This is a genomic window from Dysgonomonas sp. 216, assembly GCF_010501065.1.
Classification (GTDB): Bacteria; Bacteroidota; Bacteroidia; order Bacteroidales; family Dysgonomonadaceae; genus QVMM01.
On record NZ_QVMM01000014.1, the window covers coordinates 62,406 to 81,626 of the forward strand.

Consider the following 19,221-nt stretch of genomic DNA (forward strand, 5'->3'; position numbering starts at 1 on the left):
AGCACATAAACTATGAAAAAAAGAGTATACCGTGTAACAAGTCTTGTATCGTCGGCTTTTGCGTTTGCTTTGCCAACCTCGGTATTGGCTGCTGATACCGATAAACCAAATGTGGTTTTTATATTGGCAGACGATATGGGATATGGCGATTTGGGCTGTTACGGTAACAAAATTATACGTACGCCTAATATCGATAATCTGGCTAGCGATGGAGTTTCTTTTACCGATTGCTATGCAGGAGCCAGTGTGTCGTCTCCTTCGCGTTGTTGTTTAATGACCGGACTGCATACCGGACATACCCGTATCAGGGGTAATATGTGCCGTGTGGGTGGTATAGTTGGCGAACGTGAAGGAATAGGAACGGTAAGGCGCATAAATTTGCTGCCACAGGATTCTACTGTTGCAAATGTTTTATCGAATAATGGTTATCGTACATGTTTGGTTAATAAATGGCATCTCGACGGTTTTAATCCCGAAGCAGGTCCGTTGGACAGAGGATTTGACGAATTTTACGGATGGATGATTCACGAACCTAACAGTCATAATTACTATCCATATATTCGTTATCGTAACAGGGAAGAGTATGTTATTGAAGATAACCTGAACGATAAGCGGATAGATCATAATACTGATAGGGCAACTATCGAAGCTCTCGATTTTATTCGCAGAAATAAAAACAATCCATTCTTTCTCTATTTGGCATACAATGCACCGCACGTTCCGCTCGATGCAAAGTCGTGGGGCGATTATAAGGATATGGATTTGTCGGATAACGATAAATCGTATGCAGCACTAATTACGCACATGGATGAATGCATTGGTACGGTTCTTGAAGAATTGAAGAAGCAGGGTTTAGATAAAAATACGATAGTAATATTTGCCTCGGATAATGGTGGTGCAAAGGCTGCAAAGACCGAGAAGCTAAAACTAAACGGAAACTTGCATGGCTGGAAAGGCGATTTATACGAAGGTGGTATACGCGTGCCGCTTATTGTTCGCTTGCCCGATAGGCAAAATGCCGGAAAGGTATCATCTTATCCATGTTATTTCCCCGATATGATGAGCACTTTGGTAGATATGACCGGTTCGTACACAACATTGCAGGGCGACGGATTAAGTATTTATCCCGAAGTAAAGAGCCCTGACAGTTTGAATCCCGACGAACGTTATCTCTATTGGGAACAGTACCCAAAAGAAGGAGTATCGCAGGCCGTAAGGTGGGGCGATTGGAAACTTATCCGTCAGAATGTAACAAAAGAATTTGAATTATATAACCTTAAATCGGATGTGTCGGAGGCTAAAAATGTTGCACATGAATATCCTGATATAGTGAAAGTGATGGCAGGCTATATGATAGATGCTCATGTGAAATCGGAGAATTGGCCTGTATTTTAAAATAAACATGTTCTATGAAAAATTTTATTGTAATAATCATAATACTATTTTCTGGTTTGCAATGCAAAGCTTATGCTCAGCCCGGTTACGACTATTCGAAACTGAAGAGAGAAAAACTGGGCAGGGGGCTTGTTGTTGTAAAAAAAGACGAAGCCACTAATTTTATTACATGGCGGTATTTGTCGTCCGATCCTATTAATACAACCTTCAATATATACCGGAACGGTAAAAAAATAAATAAGAAACCAATTGAAAATGTAACCTTTTTTGAGGATAAAACTAATATAAGCAAAGCTTTATCTTATACAGTAAAGGCTGTTGTTAACAAAAAGGAAACAGGCAGTCAATCTTATACATTACCCCAAAATGCACCTGTTGGGTATATAAATATTCCATTGGATGTGCCAGAAGAAGGTGTTGAGCCTCAGGGGCGTCCGTATCGTTATAATGCAAACGATGCCAGTATAGGCGATGTTGACGGCGACGGCGAATATGAGATAATATTGAAATGGGATCCGTCGAATGCTCACGATAACTCGCATTGGGGATTTACAGGCAATGTTTATTTCGACTGTTATAAACTGGATGGAACTAAGCTGTGGCGAATAGATATGGGACCTAACATTCGTGCGGGAGCTCATTACACACAATTTATGGTATACGATCTGGATGGCGATGGCAAAGCCGAGATTGTAATGAAAACAGCCGACGGAACCATTGATGGTAAAGGTAAGGTTATAGGAGATGTTGAAGCGAATTATAAAAATCAGAGAGGATATATTCTTGAAGGTCCTGAATTTCTGACAGTATTCAGCGGGCTAACAGGCGAAAACCTGTATACAACCGATTATTATCCGCCAAGAGGCGATGTTGGAGCATGGGGCGATACTTATGGCAACAGATTAGATCGTTATCTAGCCTGTATAGCTTATCTGGATGGTGTAAACCCAAGTGTTGTTATGTGTAGGGGCTATTATACACGCACGGTTCTGGCTGCTTACGACTGGAACGGAAAAGAACTGACAAAACGTTGGGTATTTGATTCGGACGAACCGGGTAACGAAGGATATGCCGGTCAGGGGAATCATAACTTACGGGTTGGCGATGTTGACGGCGATGGCTGCGACGAAATAGTGTATGGATCGTGTACTATAAATAATGATGGAACAGGATTGTATACAACACGTTTGGGGCATGGCGATGCTATACACATGACCGTTTTCGACCCGAAGCGTGAAGGGATACAGGTGTGGGATTGTCACGAGAATCATCGCGACGGGTCTACATTCAGGGATGCAGCAACAGGAGAAATAATATTTCAGATACCGTCAGGCGACGATGTGGGGCGGTGTATGGCTGCCGATATAGATCCCAATCATCGGGGAGTAGAAATGTGGTCGCTTGCTTCGGGAGGCTTACTTAATATAAAGGGCGAGGTAATAAATCCGCGTCCACGTATACCTGTAAATATGGCTTGCTGGTGGGATGGCGATTTATTACGCGAATTGCTCGATAAAAATCGCATCTCCAAATACGACTACGAAACAGGACGGGCAGAAGTTATATTTTCGGTAGAAGGACGTGTGTGGAACAACGGAACAAAATCGAATCCCTGTTTACAAGGCGATATATTAGGCGATTGGCGCGAAGAGGTGTTATTCCGTACCGAAGATAACGAAAATCTGAGGTTATATGTATCCACTCATCCTACCGATTACCGTTTTCACACATTTCTGGAAGATCCGGTTTACCGCATAAGTATTGCCACTCAAAACGTATCGTATAATCAGCCAACACAGCCCGGATTTTATTTTGGTGCGGATTTGGGTAAATGTTTTCCCGAAAAAGATATTGTTATTCAGGGTAGTAGTGTGACTCTGGATGCCGGAATGAATTACGATAGTTATAAATGGTCGGTAGGGGGTGATACCCGTACGCGCGAGATAACGACTGATGATATACCGTTGGGTAAGAAAACAAAGATAGAACTTGAGGTAATATTCAGGGGGTATAAGTTTAACGATTATGTGTATGTAACCTTAAATCAGTGAAAAGCATGAAAGTTCGTTCTCTAATATCTGGTTTTGTATTATTAATGTTGCTAAGTACAGCAGCTTTAGCTTCCGATATCGGCAAAATATTTCCGTCCGAGAAATATTATATGATAGATAAAGTTACGGGCGTGCCTGTTACGGTACTGACAGGCAGTCAAACCAATGACATGAAGCTATACCCGACTCATCCGCAATGGACTTCCGATGGTAAGTATATCATATTCCGCTCTTCCGATCGTTCTTCCGATGGAAACGGACAGGCTTTTGCTGTGAATGAAATTACGGGCGATATTATCCAGCTAACCGATGGAGAAGGAACGGGAACAGGTAGCCTTAATGTAGCCAGACTGTCTAATAAACTGTATTTTTTTCGTAAAACAGATGGCAGAAAGACACTTATAGAACTAAATCTCGATTCGTTATTAAAAGATAGCTTTGCTAAAACGGTTAAAGATAAGTCGGCCTACGAACGTGAGATAACCGATCTTCCCGATAACCTGATAGAGTCGGGCGGTTTTAGCCTTGACGCAGACGAAACATTTGCCTATGTGGGAGTTAAACGTGTAGGTGCAAAAAACGAATATGAAGGAGACGATTCGCAATATCGCATAAAGCAGGTTCCTTCGGGCTTACGGGCAATAGACCTGAAAACCGGAAAAATATCCACAATAATAGATGTTCCGTTCACGATGGGGCATGTACAGGCAAACCCTTTTGTTAAAGGAGAGATACTTTATTGTCAGGAAACGGGAGGCGATGCTCCGCAGCGTATGTGGATTGTGAATGCCGACGGAACAGGCAACCGTCCTTTATACGAGGAGAATAGTAACGATTGGGTAACGCACGAGGCATGGGTTGATAAAGATAATGTCTACTTTCTTATAATGGGGCATTTGCCTCGTTTAAGGGCAAAGCCTTCGGGTTTGTTCCGTATAAATGTTCGTACCAACGAATTGCAAAGTCTTGGACAGCTGGATTATGGTTCGGGGTTCTGGCATTGTGGCGGTACATCGGATGGTAAATGGGCAACTGTCGATAATTTCGAGGGCGAGGTTTATCTCGTTAATTGTTTGACGGGCGAGCGGCATTTGTTAACGGCAAATCATGTAATGAAGCCCGACCATACACACCCCTCTTTCAGTCCCGATAATAAAAGGGTGCTTATTCAGTCGGGATGCGTAAGCGATGGCGAGAAGCTCGACCTTATGATTATTAATATACCGGGGTATGTATACAAATAATACAAAGGTATGTCATTCTGTGTATAGTGAATGATTTTCTATATTTATATATGATTTTCTATGTATTTCTTTGTTTGAAGAATATTTCTTTGTAACGTAATAAAATATGTAATGACTAAATTAGGTTTAAAAATAGCACTTGCGTTTTTTCTGTTTGCGGGAACATTTTCAGTATTCTCTCAGAAAAATAAGAAAGAGGTTGTTAACGATTCAAATACTCCTCTTCATTTACTCGCTCCCGACTATAAAGTTCCTTACGGGGTAATATCGGAAAGTAATGTAAAAGAAACACTCGATAGGGTTTTAATATACCTCGATAAAACTACGCCGGCAAGGGTGGTTGATAAAAACAATGGAAAAGAAATAACCGATTACGAAAAACTCGATCAGAACTCGCAGCTGGAACGGGGAGGCTTCCGTTTGGCTAGTTACGAATGGGGTGTAACTTATTCGGGGATGATGGAGGCTGCAAATGCAACAGGCGATACACGCTATTCCGATTATGTGGATAGCCGTTTTAAATTGCTGTCGGAAGTAGCTCCGCATTTCAGACGTCTTATGAACGATTACGGGGTTATTGATCCGCAGATGAAGCAACTTCTTACTCCTCATGCTTTGGACGATGCAGGGGCTATGTGTGCGGCAATGATAAAATATGCGCAAACAAAACCGGATTTCGATCTGCGTCCTGTTATAGATAATTACATGAATTATATCATGTATAGCGAGTATCGTCTGGATGATGGTACATTTGCCCGTAAACGTCCGCAATACAATACTTTGTGGCTCGACGATATGTACATGAGCATCCCAGCAATTGTGCAAATGGGAAAACTTACCAACGAACGCAAGTATTACAACGAAGCGGCAAAACAGATAAAACAGTTTGCCGACCGCATGTTTGTGAAAGAAAAAGGGCTGTTTATGCACGGCTGGGTAGAGTCGATGGACGATCATCCTGCTTTCTTCTGGGGGCGTGCAAATGGTTGGGCATTACTTACTATGACCGAAGTTTTGGATGTATTGCCACAAAGCCATCCTGACAGGGTAAAAATATTGGAACTGTATAAAGCGCATGTTAAAGGATTGGCGGCTTGCCAGTCGGGCGAAGGGTTCTGGCATCAATTGCTGGACAAAAACGATTCGTACCTCGAAACATCGGCAACAGCAATTTATGTTTATTGTATAGCACGCGGCATAAACAAAGGATGGTTAAATCCTTTGGCATACGGACCTGTGGCAACATTAGGCTGGAATGCGGTATCGACAAAAGTGAACAAAGAAGGGCAGGTTGAAGGTACATGTGTGGGCACAGGTATGGCTTTCGATCCGGCTTTTTATTACTATCGTCCTGTAAATGTATATGCTGCACATGGTTATGGGCCTGTGTTGTTGGCAGGGGCAGAGATGATAAACCTGATGAAGAAATTTTATCCTAAAATGAACGATAGTGCTGTTCAGTTCTATACAACAGAACAGCGCACAAATGCCCCGATATTCGGGATGAACGACTCTACACGTCCGGGCGAAATGCAGGCAGGCGAAACAAGGGTTGATGAAAATGCCCCGATATTATTCCTTATCGGCGATTCGACTGTTAAAAACGGAAGAGGCGATGGCAGCAATGGTCAATGGGGTTGGGGAAGTTTCTTCCAACAATTTATCGATTCAACACGTATTACTGTCGAAAACTTTGCTTTAGGCGGACGCAGTAGCCGTTCGTTCTTTACCGAAGGTTTGTGGGATAAGGTGCGTCCGGGGTTAAAAAAAGGCGATTATGTGTTTATGCAATTCGGGCATAACGATGGAGGCCCGCTGAATACAGGCAGGGCAAGAGCTTCGCTTAAAGGTGTGGGCAACGAGTCTCAAACCGTGATTATGGAGCGTACAGGTGGTCCCGAAACTGTATATACTTACGGACATTATCTCAGATTGTATATTCGTCAGGCAAAAGCTATGGGCGCAATACCTGTGGTTGTGTCGCCAACACCGAACAACCGTTGGAACGATGGCAAGATAATGCGTCAGGATCAGGCGTATGCAAAGTGGGCGAAAGAAGTAGCCGATCAGGAAGGTGTAAGTTTTATTGACCTGAATAAGTTGTCGTGCGATAAATGCGATGCCATGGGCGAAGAAAAAGCGCGTAAACTGTTTATGGATACAGTACACACCAATTACGAAGGTGCAATAATGAATTGCGAATCGTTGGTTGAGGCCTTGAAAGCTATGGGCGATTTTTCGTTGAATAAGTATTTGATAAAATAATTAGTGTGCGACAGGCGCAAAGCTGTTGTAATAAACTTAAAGCATAAGTAATAAAAGTGAATCTTTAAATATAGGAAGTTATGAGAAGAGAAGCGTTTAAAATGTTCTTAAAGCCCGGCTACGAGGCTGAGTACGAAAAAAGACACAATGAAATATGGCCGGAGTTAAGGCAATTGCTAAAAGATAACGGTGTTTCGGATTATACCATCTTTTGGGATAAAGAAACCAACGTTCTGTATGCTTACCAAATAGTGAGTGGCGATGGGTCGTCGCAAGATATGGGTAGTAATCCTATTGTAGCTAAATGGTGGGCTTATATGGCGGATATAATGGAAACAAACCCCGATAACTCGCCTGTATCTATTCCGTTGCAGGAAGTTTTTCACATGGATTGATTGTGTAATAATAAGAAAAAATCAAAGAAAAAATAATGAAGAAAGTTTGCTGTATATTTTCTCTTCTAGTGTTTTTTGCAGGAGCATGCAATTTACATGCCTTTGGGTATAAATTCGATTTTACAGGTAAGGTTACAGTCGGAGAATTAAAGAGAGGAGTTTTTCCTGTTACAAATGCCACAATTTATGGCGAAGGTCAGTGGTTCGGTTACGATCTGAATACCGTTGCCGGCGATGGAAAACCATTCTTTTTTTCGTTTGATGTGCCCGAAGGTAACTTTGTGGTAACAGTAACTTTAGGATCGGCAGATGCTGAAGCCTGTACTACTGTAAAATCGGAGTCGCGCAGGTTGATGCTCGAAAACGTAAAAACAAAAAAAGGAGAATTTGTTACACGGACTTTTGCGGTAAACATACGCAACATCATAATAAACGATACCGAGAACGTAAAAATTAAAGACAGGGAAAAAGGAAAACTTATCTGGGACGATAAGTTAACTCTTGAGTTTAACGGAGAAAACCCATCGGTGGCAAAAATAGAGGTAAAGAAAGCCGATAATCTCATCACTGTGTTTTTAGCGGGCAATTCTACTGTCGTAGACGAAGCTAACGAGCCTTGGTGCGGATGGGGACAGGCTTTTCCTCGTTTTTTCAATTCGAAAGTTGCGATAGCTAATTATGCCGAATCGGGTTTGGCTGCAAATACGTTTGTCAGTTCGTTACGTTTTGCCAAGCTTCTGTCAATGATGAAAAAAGGCGATTATCTGTTCATCGAATTTGGGCACAACGACCAGAAACAAAAAGGCGAAGGAAAGGGGCCTTACTTAAGCTATAAAAGCGATTTAAAATATATGGTAGACAAGGCTCGTGCCAAAGGAGGCATACCTGTATTGGTAACATCGATGCATCGTCGCCGTTTCGATGAAAACGGAAAGGTCGTAAATACGCATGGCGAGTACCCAAATGCAGTGAAGCAATTGGCAAAAGAAGAAGGTGTTGCTATTATTGACCTTAACGAAATGAGTGCGGTACTTTACGAGGCTTGGGGCGTTGAAGGCTCTAAAAAAGCATTTGTGCATTATCCGGCAGGAACTTTCCCTAATCAGGATCAGCCTTTAGCCGATAATACTCACTTTAACTATTATGGCGGCTATCAGATAGCGAAATGTATACTGAAGGGAATAGCGGATAATAATATACCGTTGAAAAAATATTTTGTAAAAGATTACAAACCGTTCGATCCGGCTCATCCCGACGATTTTGAATCGTTCAATGTTCCGCCAACACCATTTTCGTCGATGGATAAGCCCGATGGAAATTAACACAACAAGCTTTAGTAATTATTAGTACAACAGACAATTATAATCAATAGAAACCAAGAAATGAATCGACTTTCAATATCAATACTGGGACTATTTTCTTTAGCTGTTTCGTCAGTATTTGCACAACAACGCACCGATGAGGAAGCTATAAGAGCTGTAGCCGATAATATTTTAAAACAACCGGTAACGCAGTTTGTAGGCGTGAAGACCGGGGTTACATATAATAGCACCAAAGAAATACCAAAAGGCGAAGATGTGAAATTTAAAAGCCCGCTTACCGAATGGCATTATTCGAATGGAGTTTTGGATATGAGCATGATAGATTTGGGAAAATACCTGAACGAGCAGAAATATATCGATTATGCACGTAATCATGTAGGCTTTGGTTTTGCCAATTACAAGTATTTCAAGAATACTTTCCGTAACGATCGTAACCACTGGCACTGGCCATTCGGGCAATTGTGGAACTTTAAAGAGTTGGACGACTGTGGGGCAATGGGCGCAGCTGTAATAGAAGTATATAAATACGATGCAAAACCCGAGTATAAAAAATATATCGATAATGCTGCAAACCATGTACTTAATGGTCAGATAAGGCTCGTCGATAAAACTTTGTGCCGTACTTTCCCTCGCGAAATGACTGTATGGGCTGACGATGTATACATGAGTGTATCGTTTCTTGCTCAGATGGGAAAACTAACAGGCGAAGCGAAATACTTTGACGATGCTGCCCTTCAAATAATAAATATAGCAGATTACTTGTGGTGTCCTGAGAAAGAACTGTTCTATCATTGCTATTATACTGATATGAAACGCAATGGTGTGGCATTTTGGGGACGTGCAAATGGATGGGTTATGGTTTCGCTGGTTCGCTTGCTTGAGGTGTTGCCCGAAAATCATAACAAACGTGCCGAATTGTTGGCTTTACTCGAAAAGCAAATAGTTGGTGTTTCGCGTTATCAGAATGCAAATGGTATGTGGAATCAGTTATTGGATAAGGCGGAATCGTACGACGAATCGTCGGCAACAGCAATGTTTGTTTACGGAATAGCAAAAGCATTAAATAATAAATGGATCGATCCTGCATACGAACGTATTGCTCAGGCCGGATGGAAGGTGTTGAAAAACACTCAGATAACCGAAGACGGCAGGTTTAGTAATGTATGTGTAGGTACGGGTATAACCGACGATCTGGCTTTTTATTACAATCGTCCGGTGGGCGATAATGAAAAACACGGTTTGGGTTTGATTATCGATACCGGAGTTGAAATGATGATATTGAATAAGAAAAAGTAAATCTGTTAAGTTTATGAAACGAACGATTTTATATATAACATTTATACTTCTGTTCTTCCCGTTCGTTGCTTCGCATGCCGACTCGTCGTTCAGAGTTTCGGATCTTAAGTGGGCAAAGGATGTTGGTGCAAGAAAGCAGCCGGCAGGCACAAAAGTATATAAGGTTTCGGATTACGGAGCTAAGCCTGATGGTAAAACGTTGAATACTAAAGCTATTCAGAATGCAATTGATGTTTGCGCCAAAAACGGAGGTGGTATCGTTACTTTCGATAAAGGAAAGTATCTTACAGGTTCGGTTTACTTAAAAGAGGGTGTAAATTTAGTTGTGCCTAAGGGTGTTACTTTGTTAGGGAGTACAAATATTGCCGATTATCCCGATATAGATACACGTGTAGCCGGAATAGAGATGCGTTGGCCTTCGGCACTGATAAATGTACTGAACGAAAAAAACGTAATGATAAGCGGTGACGGTATTGTGCATGCACAAGGAAAAGTATTTTGGGACAAATATTGGGCTATGCGTAAAGATTACGAGTCGAAAGGACTTCGTTGGATTGTTGATTACGATTGCAAACGTCCGCGTACAGTACTTGTTTCGGAGTCTGCCGATGTAACAGTAAAAGATATCACTTTTCAGCAGGCCGGATTCTGGACAATACAACTTTTATATTCAACTTATTGCACGGTAGACGGTGTTGTGGTACAGAATAATTTAGGAGGTCATGGACCAAGCACCGATGGTGTGGACGTCGATTCGTCATCCCGTATTCTGATCGAAAATTGTGATATAGATTGTAATGATGATAATTTCTGTTTGAAAGCGGGGCGCGATGCCGATGGATTGCGTGTAAACCGTCCGACAGAATATGTTGTTATCAGGAATTGTATTTCCCGTGCCGGCGGTGGACTGATAACCTGTGGAAGCGAAACTTCGGGCGGAATACGCTATGTACTTGCACACGGCTTAAAAGCTATGGGAACAACAGTAGGTATCCGTTTAAAATCGGCAATGAACAGGGGAGGTACAACCGAACATATTTACATAAAAGATATTGAAATGGACAACGTAGAAACAGCTTTCGAAGCCACAATGAACTGGCATCCGGCCTATAGCTATTCTGCATTGCCAAAGGAATATGAAGGACGGGAGTTGCCCGAGCATTGGACAAAAATGTTGGAAAAAGTAGATACCGATCAGGGTATGCCTTATTTTAACGACGTTTATCTGTCAGATATAAATATTAAGCACGCTACACGTTTCCTTAATGTGGAGGGAAGTAAAAAGTCGGTAATGAAAAATTTTCATCTGGCTAATATAAAAGTGAATGCCGAGAGTGCCGGAAAAGTGGCTTTTGCTGCCGATTGGTCGATGTCGAATGTTAATATACGTTCGAAAGATAATTCGAAGATAAATATATCGGATAGCAGAAATGTAAGTCAGCCCGAAAATGCGATGCCTGCAACAAAATTTGCTTACGAGCTGAACGGGGTTAACGCAACATCTAAGATTATGGCAGCCGATTATCCCGAGTTCGGATTCTGCTTGCCCGAAATGGCTGGTAATGTTCGCTTTGGCGTTATTGTTAACGGAAAAAGTAAATGGGTAAAAGACTTCGAAAAGAAAAACGTTAAGTATGATAATAATCAGCTTGTTTACTCAATATCCGATCCCTTGCTGAAAAAAGGGGAACTTACATTTAAGGTTATATCGTTAAGTAAAACCGACGGGGTTGTTATTGAAGTGGATAACGAAAATATTCCCGACGGATTGCAATTATTCTGGGCTTATGGCGGCGCTTCGGGGCAGGCATTAAGTAAATCCGAAACACCTTCTTTAATGCCCGAATATTGTCTTTACAATATATTTAGTGTAGAGCACACCGCCTTTACTGTTTATTATGGCGAGAGTATGAGGTTGAGAGTATTGCAGGGGGTAACACCAGCCTCTTCCGATATAAGGCTGTCCGACGCTTACGAGCAATATTTACCTCTCACTTTTTTCGGTTCGGGAAAAGATACCAATGCTCCTGCTTTGGCTGCAACTGTTCCCCTCAATAAGAAAGAAAAAGAATATTTCTGCTTTTATAAACAAAATCAGAATGCCGACTACAGCTATTACATGCTTGGCAGCTTGTTCGACGAAGAACAAACGGTAAAGTATACGATGAAATAACCGAAAAGCAACAAAGAAAATGCTGAAGAGAAATATCTGTATATGGGGTCTTTTATCTTGTTTTTCGATGTTGTTTGCCGAACAAGACTCTTCCGTATATAAGATATTTTGCTTTCCTCAGAATAGAATTCCGGTTATAGACGGTAATACTTCCGATTGGAATATTGTGTCTCCATCTTATGTTCTGACTATTGACGATATGACTGAAGATGAAGGTAAACACCCTAAACCCGACAAGTCGACTCTTGATGTAACGGTAAAAGTAGGATGGGTTAACGGGCTTAACCGTATTTATTTTCTGTACGAAGCATACGATAATTATTGGTCTTTTTCGAGAGAAGATCTTATGGTCGATATATTTGAGGTTGTTATTGATGGCGACCGTTCGGGAGGGCCATTCATCGATAAATTTTATCCTTTTAAAAATGTGAGTAAAGAGCAGGCATGGGAATTGTTTCACGGACGCCACGCTCAAAATTACCATATATATACGCCTCCTGTAAAAGGCGATTGGTGCTGGTATTGGGGGCCTCAGCAGTGGTTGAAGGAAAAGCCTTTTTCCGATTACGCGTATAATTACAATTTTAAAGAAGGGGATAGCGGAAAGCTAATTCTTGAATTTTACATAACTCCATTCGATTATGCCTCTCCTGTAGGAGCCGATAAATCGGTCGAATCGGAATTATATCCCGATAAACTTATCGGTCTTTGTTGGGCAGTAATTGATTACGATAATAGCATAGGCGGCGAAAAAGATGGCTTTTGGAATTTGTCGAGTCACCATACAATGTATGGCGATGCTTCGTTACTAAAAACATTTCGTCTGATGCCGCCTGAAGAATAAAAAAATAATGTTTATTTTTGAACCTTTTAAATCTATTTCATGAAAAAACGTGTATCCATAATCTTCGTTTTATTTTTGGTTTGCAGTAGTTATTTAACTGCACAGGAAAAAGCACCTATAAGAATTGCTTGTGTTGGTAATAGTATTACTTATGGAGTAGGAGCAAGCAATACTTCCGAAAACAGTTATGTAAGTATCCTCACTCGAATGTTGGGCAACGGGTACGAAGTGGGCAATTTTGGTTTAAGCGGAGCTACGCTATGTCGGGGAACGCACAAACCATACGATCAGACCGAACAATTCCGCATGGCGCAGGAATTTCGCCCCGATATTGTAACAATAAAATTGGGAACAAACGATTCGCAACCAAAAGTTTGGAATTCCGAAAATTTTGCACGCAATATGGATATTGATTTAAATTATCTTTGCGATGTTTTCGAATCGTTAGATTCTAAACCTAAAATTTATTTATGCCTGCCTATTCCTATTGTGCCAAGCGAAAGATGGGCACATCAGGCCGATGTTTTGGAAGGAGAAATAATACCTATAATAAAAAAGGTTGCCGAAAAACGTGGCTACCAACTGATCGATCTGCATACGCCACTTGTTGGGTGCGACGATTGTTATCCTGCAAACGATAAGCTTCATCCGGGCGATATAGGGCATCGACGTATTGCAGATGCAATGTACGAAGCATTAAAAGAACAAATAGAGAGTAATTGTAGAAAATAATACATGTTCGGATATGATTAAGAGACTGATATTTTCGGCTGTGTTTTTTTGCGTATTCGGTTATGCACTGGCAGCTGTTTATAACGTAAAAGATTATGGTGCTAAGGGTGACGGAAAACAAATAGACTCGCCATATATCAACGATGCAATAGAAGCCGCTGTTAAAAATGGGGGAGGAACAGTGTTTCTGCCTGCGGGAACATACCTTAGCTATTCGGTCAGGATGAAGAGCAACATAACTTTGCATCTCGATGCAGGTTGTGTGTTATTGGCTGCTTACCCTGAGGAAGCTAATGGATATGATATTGCCGAAGATAACGAGCACAACAAGTTTCAGGATTTCGGGCATAGCCATTGGAGAAACAGCCTTATATGGGGCATCGGACTGGAAAATATAGCCATTGTAGGGCAAGGACGTATAGATGGGCGCGGTTTGACCCGCGAAGAGAGCCGTTTGCCCGGAGTTGGTAATAAAGCTGTAAGTTTTAAACTGTGTAAGAATGTTATAATAAAAGATATTCAGATGGTAAATTGCGGACACTTTGCCTTATTGGCAACGGGTGTCGATAATATGACCCTGAATAATGTATGGGTAGATACAAACCGCGATGGTTTTGATATTGACTGTTGCCGGAATGTTCGCATTTCCGACTGTTCGGTTAATTCGCCTTGGGACGATGCTATTGTATTAAAAAGCAGTTATGCGCTGGGCTTTTTTCGCGATACCGAGAATATAACCATTACAAATTGTTTTGTGAGCGGATACGACAAAGGTAGTGTTATAGATGGAACATTTGAACGTTACGAGCCTCAGGCTCCCGATCAGGGTTATGTTACGGGACGTATAAAATTAGGGACAGAGTCGAGTGGGGGATTTCGTAATATAACTATATCGAACTGTGTGTTTGAGCGTTGCCGAGGGTTGGCTCTCGAAACAGTCGATGGAGGTTTGCTCGAAGATATAGTGATAGACAATATAACAATGCGCGACATAGTAAATGCTCCAATATTTTTACGTTTAGGTTCGCGCATGCGTAGCCCCAAAGGTACGGCAATAGGTAAAATGCGACGTATAACAATCAGTAATGTAAATGTTTATAATGCCGATTCGCGCTACTCGTGTATTATAAGCGGTATCCCCGATCAGTGCATCGAAGATGTGTCTTTTAATAATATCCGTATTTTATATAAAGGCGGTGGAACTAAAAAAGACGCGCAGCTTGATCCGCCCGAAAACGAAAACTTATATCCCGAACCTTGGATGTTTGGCACTATTCCTGCATCGGGTTTTTTCATACGCCATGTGCGTAACATCGAACTGAATAATGTGCAAATAAGCTTTCAGAATCCCGATTTTCGTCCGTCGTTATGGTTAAAAAATGCGCAAGGGGTACGTCTTTTTAATTACCGGGCAAAAATAGAAGCAGGGGTAAAACCTTATACACTTAAAGACGGGGTTGAAGGCTTTAAAATGGAAATGAGTGATATATCGGAATAAGTGAAAAATTGAAACTTAAAATAAAATATATTTATGAAGCATCTATTTAGTACAATAACGGTAGTGTTATTATGTAGCATAATGATTTCGTGTAAGAGTAAAGCTCCCGAAAATGCAGAAGAAACAAAGGAAAAGCCGGTGTATATGTTCTCCTATTTTAAGGGAGACAGTGCCGATGGCTTACACTTGGCATATAGCCACGATGGTTTGAAATGGGAGGCGTTGAACAACGATTCGTCCTATCTGAAACCTACCGTAGGAAAAGATAATTATATGCGCGACCCCAGCATAGTTCAGGATGGCGATGGCACTTTCCACATGGTTTGGACAACAAGCTGGTGGGATAATGGAATAGGCTACGCTTCGTCGAAGGATTTGAAGAACTGGTCGGAGCAGGTGTTTATCCCCGTAATGGCAAATTTCGAGGGTGTGAAAAACACATGGGCTCCCGAGTTATTCTACGATAAAAAGGATAAGACTTTTTATATCTTCTGGGCATCTACGGTTCCCGGAATGTTTGACGAGGTACCAACTTCGAACAGTGAAAAGGGTTTAAATCACAGGCAATTTTATGTAACAACAAAAGACTTTGCCACCTTTAGCGATACAAAAGTATTTTTCGAACCCGGGTTCAGTGTGATTGACGGAGCTATTTTGCAAAAAGACAGTGTTTATTATTTGTTTGTGAAGAATGAAAATTCGGAGCCTGCCGAAAAAAATATCCGTGTAACATCTAACTCTAAACCTTATGATTTTCCGGTAAAGGTTTCCGATCCTATATCGGGTAATTATTGGGCCGAAGGTCCTGCTCCGCTTCAGGTAGGCGATTATGTGTATGTATATTTCGATAAATATCGTAATCATACATACGGGGCTATACGTTCGAAAGATATGGTAACGTGGGAAGATGTATCCGATTCTATATCAATGCCAAAAGGAATACGTCACGGAACGGCTTTTACCGTTTCGGAAAGTGTATTTGAAGCATTAAAGTAACTTTAGCAAAAGTTTTAGATAAATATTTGATATATATTATTATATTTGTAAGTGTACTTCGGTACACTTATTTTTTTGTCTAATTAAACTGAAAAATAAAGTAAATCAAATACCATTATTACATTTACAAAAATGAAAATCAGAAAACTATTTATTGCAATGTCTGTCCTTTTAGGCCTCACACAGATGGGGTATGGACAAAGTTCGTATGAATTGTCATTAAATGCGAAAAAACTTGGAGCACCCATTCAATCAACAATGTATGGCTTATTTTTCGAGGATATAAATTTTGCCGCCGACGGAGGTTTATATGCCGAGATGGTAAAAAACCGTTCGTTCGATTTTCCTCAAAATTTGTTGGGCTGGTACACTTTCGGTAAAGTTGAGGTTATGAAAGATAGTCCATTGTTCGAGAATAACCCTACTTATCTTAAACTTTCGGCATCGGGTCACGATCATAAACATACAGGAATCGAAAACGAAGGTTTCAGAGGAATGGGATTCAAAAAAGATGAGACTTACCGTTTCTCGGTATGGGCAAAAACAGTTGAATCGAACAGCCCTCAAAAAATAAATGTTCAGTTTCTCGATTCAAAAAATGATGTTATTGCTTCTCAGGATTTGGAAATAACATCAAACGAGTGGAAAAAATATGAAGTGGTTCTTACTCCTAAAAAAACAGACGAGAAAGGACGTTTACGTATATTCTTCCTCACTAAAGGTAATATTTATCTTGATCACGTATCGGTATTTCCTACCGATACATGGAAAGGACGCGAAAACGGTTTGAGAAAAGACTTGGCACAGGCTTTGTCCGATATCAATCCCGGAGTGTTCCGTTTTCCCGGCGGATGTATTGTTGAAGGTACAGACCTTGATACACGCTACGATTGGAAAAAAAGTGTAGGCCCTGTAGAGAACCGTCCATTGAACGAAAACCGTTGGCATTATACATTTAAAAACCGTTTCTTCCCCGATTATTTTCAGACATACGGATTAGGCTTTTATGAGTATTTCCTATTGTCGGAAGATATGGGAGCAGAACCGCTGCCTGTTATAAATGTTGGTTTATCGTGCCAATACCAGAATAAAAAGGAAGAATGTCATATTCCGGTAAACGCATTGGATGAATATATACAGGATGCTTTAGATTTGATTGAGTTTGCAAACGGACCGGCAGATACCAAATGGGGTAAACTGCGTGCCGATATGGGACATCCGGCTCCATTTAATTTAAAATACCTAGGCGTAGGTAATGAGCAATGGGGGCACGAATATGTCGATCGTTTAGCCGTGTTTATGAAAGCTATACGGGCGAAATATCCCGAAATAAAAATTATCGGAAGTTCAGGTCCGGGACCCGACGGCAAAGAGTTTGATTACTTGTGGCCTGAAATGAAAAAGCTGAAAGCAGACCTTGTTGACGAACACTATTATAGAGATCCGAAATGGTTTTTGAATAATGCAGGTCGTTACGATAATTACGATCGCAAAGGTCCGGCTGTATTTGCGGGCGAATATGCTTGTCACGATCATTCGACAGGAAAACAAAATAGCTTCAGGTCGGCACTTTGCGAAGCTGCTTTTATGACAGGTTTGGAGCGTAATGCCGATATTGTACATATGTGTACTTATGCACCGTTATTTGCTCATGTAGATGGATGGCAATGGCGTCCCGATATGATTTGGTTCGATAATTTGCGTATGATGAAAACGCCTAACTATTATGTGCAACAGCTATACGGGCACAATGTAGGCACAAATGTAGCTTCGCTTACATGGAATAAAGAACCGCTGAAAGGTCAGGATGGGCTTTATGCTTCGGCTGTATATGATAAAAATACGAAAGCCTACATTATAAAAGTAGCAAACACATCGACCGAAACCAAAGATATAAAGGTAAATATTAACGGCTTAAATAAAAAGGTAACACCTAAAATGGGTGAGTGTGTGAAAATGCATGCAGGCGAAATGTCGGCTGTAAACACATTAGATAGCCCCAATAATATTATACCTCAAAAAACTACTGCTACGTTGAATGGCAATCAGGTATCTATAAGTATCGAAGGCGAAGCTTTTGGTGTTTATCAGGTAATTTGCGAGTAAAAGATCTTTTCGATTTATACATAATATAGAAAACGCTTGTCGGCAATGTCCGGCAAGCGTTTTTTTATAAAAAAAGTGTAATTTTAAATGGTGAGCTTAAGGGAGATACAAATGCGACTAGTTTTCTTCCTAAATATTTATTTAATAAAAATTTGTTTGTTTTCTTAAATTATACTACGTTTAATGGTTATTTAACTTAAAAAGTTTATAGTTATGAAAAAGATTTCTTTTGTTTTACTAACCGTTATTCTTAGTGTAGCAACTGCCAATGCTTTTCAATTTCCGGCTCCTTATGTAAAAACCAATCCTTGCGATGTGCCGCCGGTAACTTATTTTGGACCTTACCATGGTCACGAAGATGTAAATAACAGAACTATAGAAAGTTTGCCTATCGAATATGTAGGAAGTGTTTCGGAAGGAAATCGTGTCAGAGTTTTCAGAAAGCGATATGTGATGATGAGTCCGTTTACATATCTATTTGTTTCGGCTAATAGCACTGCTCCGTGTACGTTGTTTTATGGCGATTCGCAGGGTTATTCTTTCTTCGATTATAAAGCTTTAGATGGTATAAATTCTTTTAATTTTTACCCGGGTTCTACGTGGATAACACTATTTGAATTTCGCTATCCTGTAGATGCAACAGGTACTGTAAACTTATCGATCAGAGCTTTTTAATATAGCATCCGAAATTTAAACCGATTGAGTATTATATAATATTGTACTCAATCGGTTTTGTATTTCAGGTAAAGAATAACTCTTAAAAGTAAGAAGATTACACCATATTATTGTGTAGTCTTTTTTATTTTACCGAGGAAATTTCGAGGGTTTTATCTATAAGTAAAAAACTAATATTTAAAACCACTAGAATTATGGCTAAGTATACCCCCGAAACAGTAGAAAAAAT

Annotated in this window: 14 protein-coding genes and 1 pseudogene; all 15 read left to right on the top strand. The window is 40.6% G+C overall.

The annotated features are described in order from the left end of the window. The first annotated feature begins 12 nt into the window (after nucleotides 1-12). The 15 genes and pseudogenes from D0T53_RS09375 (at nucleotide 13) to D0T53_RS09440 (ending at nucleotide 18,992) form a co-directional block, all read left to right on the top strand. Nucleotides 13-1,395 (top strand): sulfatase-like hydrolase/transferase, encoded by a 1,383-nt coding sequence (locus tag D0T53_RS09375; protein WP_163267186.1) that lies wholly within the window; start codon nucleotides 13-15, stop codon nucleotides 1,393-1,395. Between the two features lie 14 nt (nucleotides 1,396-1,409). Beyond that, nucleotides 1,410-3,446, top strand: coding sequence for a rhamnogalacturonan lyase (locus tag D0T53_RS09380; protein ID WP_163267188.1), 2,037 nt, complete (start codon nucleotides 1,410-1,412; stop codon nucleotides 3,444-3,446). Between the two features lie 5 nt (nucleotides 3,447-3,451). Beyond that, entirely contained in the window at nucleotides 3,452-4,690 is a 1,239-nt protein-coding gene (locus tag D0T53_RS09385; protein WP_163267190.1) for an oligogalacturonate lyase family protein, read from the top strand. A gap of 111 nt (nucleotides 4,691-4,801) precedes the next feature. Further along, nucleotides 4,802-6,202, top strand: a pseudogene (locus tag D0T53_RS13620) (glycoside hydrolase family 105 protein); the annotation flags it as partial. A gap of 18 nt (nucleotides 6,203-6,220) precedes the next feature. Continuing rightward, a complete protein-coding gene (locus D0T53_RS13625) occupies nucleotides 6,221-6,955 on the top strand; it encodes a rhamnogalacturonan acetylesterase (RefSeq protein ID WP_255489427.1) in 735 nt (244 codons plus the stop codon). 80 nt (nucleotides 6,956-7,035) lie between these two features. Next, entirely contained in the window at nucleotides 7,036-7,350 is a 315-nt protein-coding gene (rhaM, locus tag D0T53_RS09395) for an L-rhamnose mutarotase (protein WP_163267194.1), read from the top strand. A 35-nt stretch (nucleotides 7,351-7,385) separates the two neighbouring features. After that, nucleotides 7,386-8,672 (top strand): rhamnogalacturonan acetylesterase, encoded by a 1,287-nt coding sequence (locus tag D0T53_RS09400; RefSeq protein ID WP_163267196.1) that lies wholly within the window; start codon nucleotides 7,386-7,388, stop codon nucleotides 8,670-8,672. Nucleotides 8,673-8,732: 60 nt separating this feature from the next. Then, nucleotides 8,733-9,968 (top strand): glycoside hydrolase family 105 protein, encoded by a 1,236-nt coding sequence (locus tag D0T53_RS09405; RefSeq protein WP_163267199.1) that lies wholly within the window; start codon nucleotides 8,733-8,735, stop codon nucleotides 9,966-9,968. A 13-nt stretch (nucleotides 9,969-9,981) separates the two neighbouring features. Beyond that, nucleotides 9,982-12,141: a DUF4450 domain-containing protein gene (locus tag D0T53_RS09410; RefSeq protein WP_163267201.1), complete on the top strand. Its 2,160-nt coding sequence runs from the start codon at nucleotides 9,982-9,984 to the stop codon at nucleotides 12,139-12,141. Nucleotides 12,142-12,160: 19 nt separating this feature from the next. After that, a complete protein-coding gene (locus tag D0T53_RS09415; protein WP_185152987.1) occupies nucleotides 12,161-12,985 on the top strand; it encodes a hypothetical protein in 825 nt (274 codons plus the stop codon). 39 nt (nucleotides 12,986-13,024) lie between these two features. Then, nucleotides 13,025-13,717, top strand: coding sequence for a GDSL-type esterase/lipase family protein (locus D0T53_RS09420; protein WP_163267203.1), 693 nt, complete (start codon nucleotides 13,025-13,027; stop codon nucleotides 13,715-13,717). A 13-nt stretch (nucleotides 13,718-13,730) separates the two neighbouring features. Further along, nucleotides 13,731-15,215: a glycoside hydrolase family 28 protein gene (locus tag D0T53_RS09425; protein WP_163267205.1), complete on the top strand. Its 1,485-nt coding sequence runs from the start codon at nucleotides 13,731-13,733 to the stop codon at nucleotides 15,213-15,215. Between the two features lie 33 nt (nucleotides 15,216-15,248). Continuing rightward, nucleotides 15,249-16,211 (top strand): glycoside hydrolase family 43 protein, encoded by a 963-nt coding sequence (locus D0T53_RS09430; protein WP_163267207.1) that lies wholly within the window; start codon nucleotides 15,249-15,251, stop codon nucleotides 16,209-16,211. Nucleotides 16,212-16,349: 138 nt separating this feature from the next. Continuing rightward, complete coding sequence (locus tag D0T53_RS09435; RefSeq protein WP_370457812.1) at nucleotides 16,350-18,317, top strand: alpha-L-arabinofuranosidase C-terminal domain-containing protein; 1,968 nt, start codon at nucleotides 16,350-16,352, stop codon at nucleotides 18,315-18,317. 213 nt (nucleotides 18,318-18,530) lie between these two features. After that, nucleotides 18,531-18,992: a hypothetical protein gene (locus D0T53_RS09440; protein ID WP_163267211.1), complete on the top strand. Its 462-nt coding sequence runs from the start codon at nucleotides 18,531-18,533 to the stop codon at nucleotides 18,990-18,992. Nucleotides 18,993-19,221: the final 229 nt, after the last annotated feature.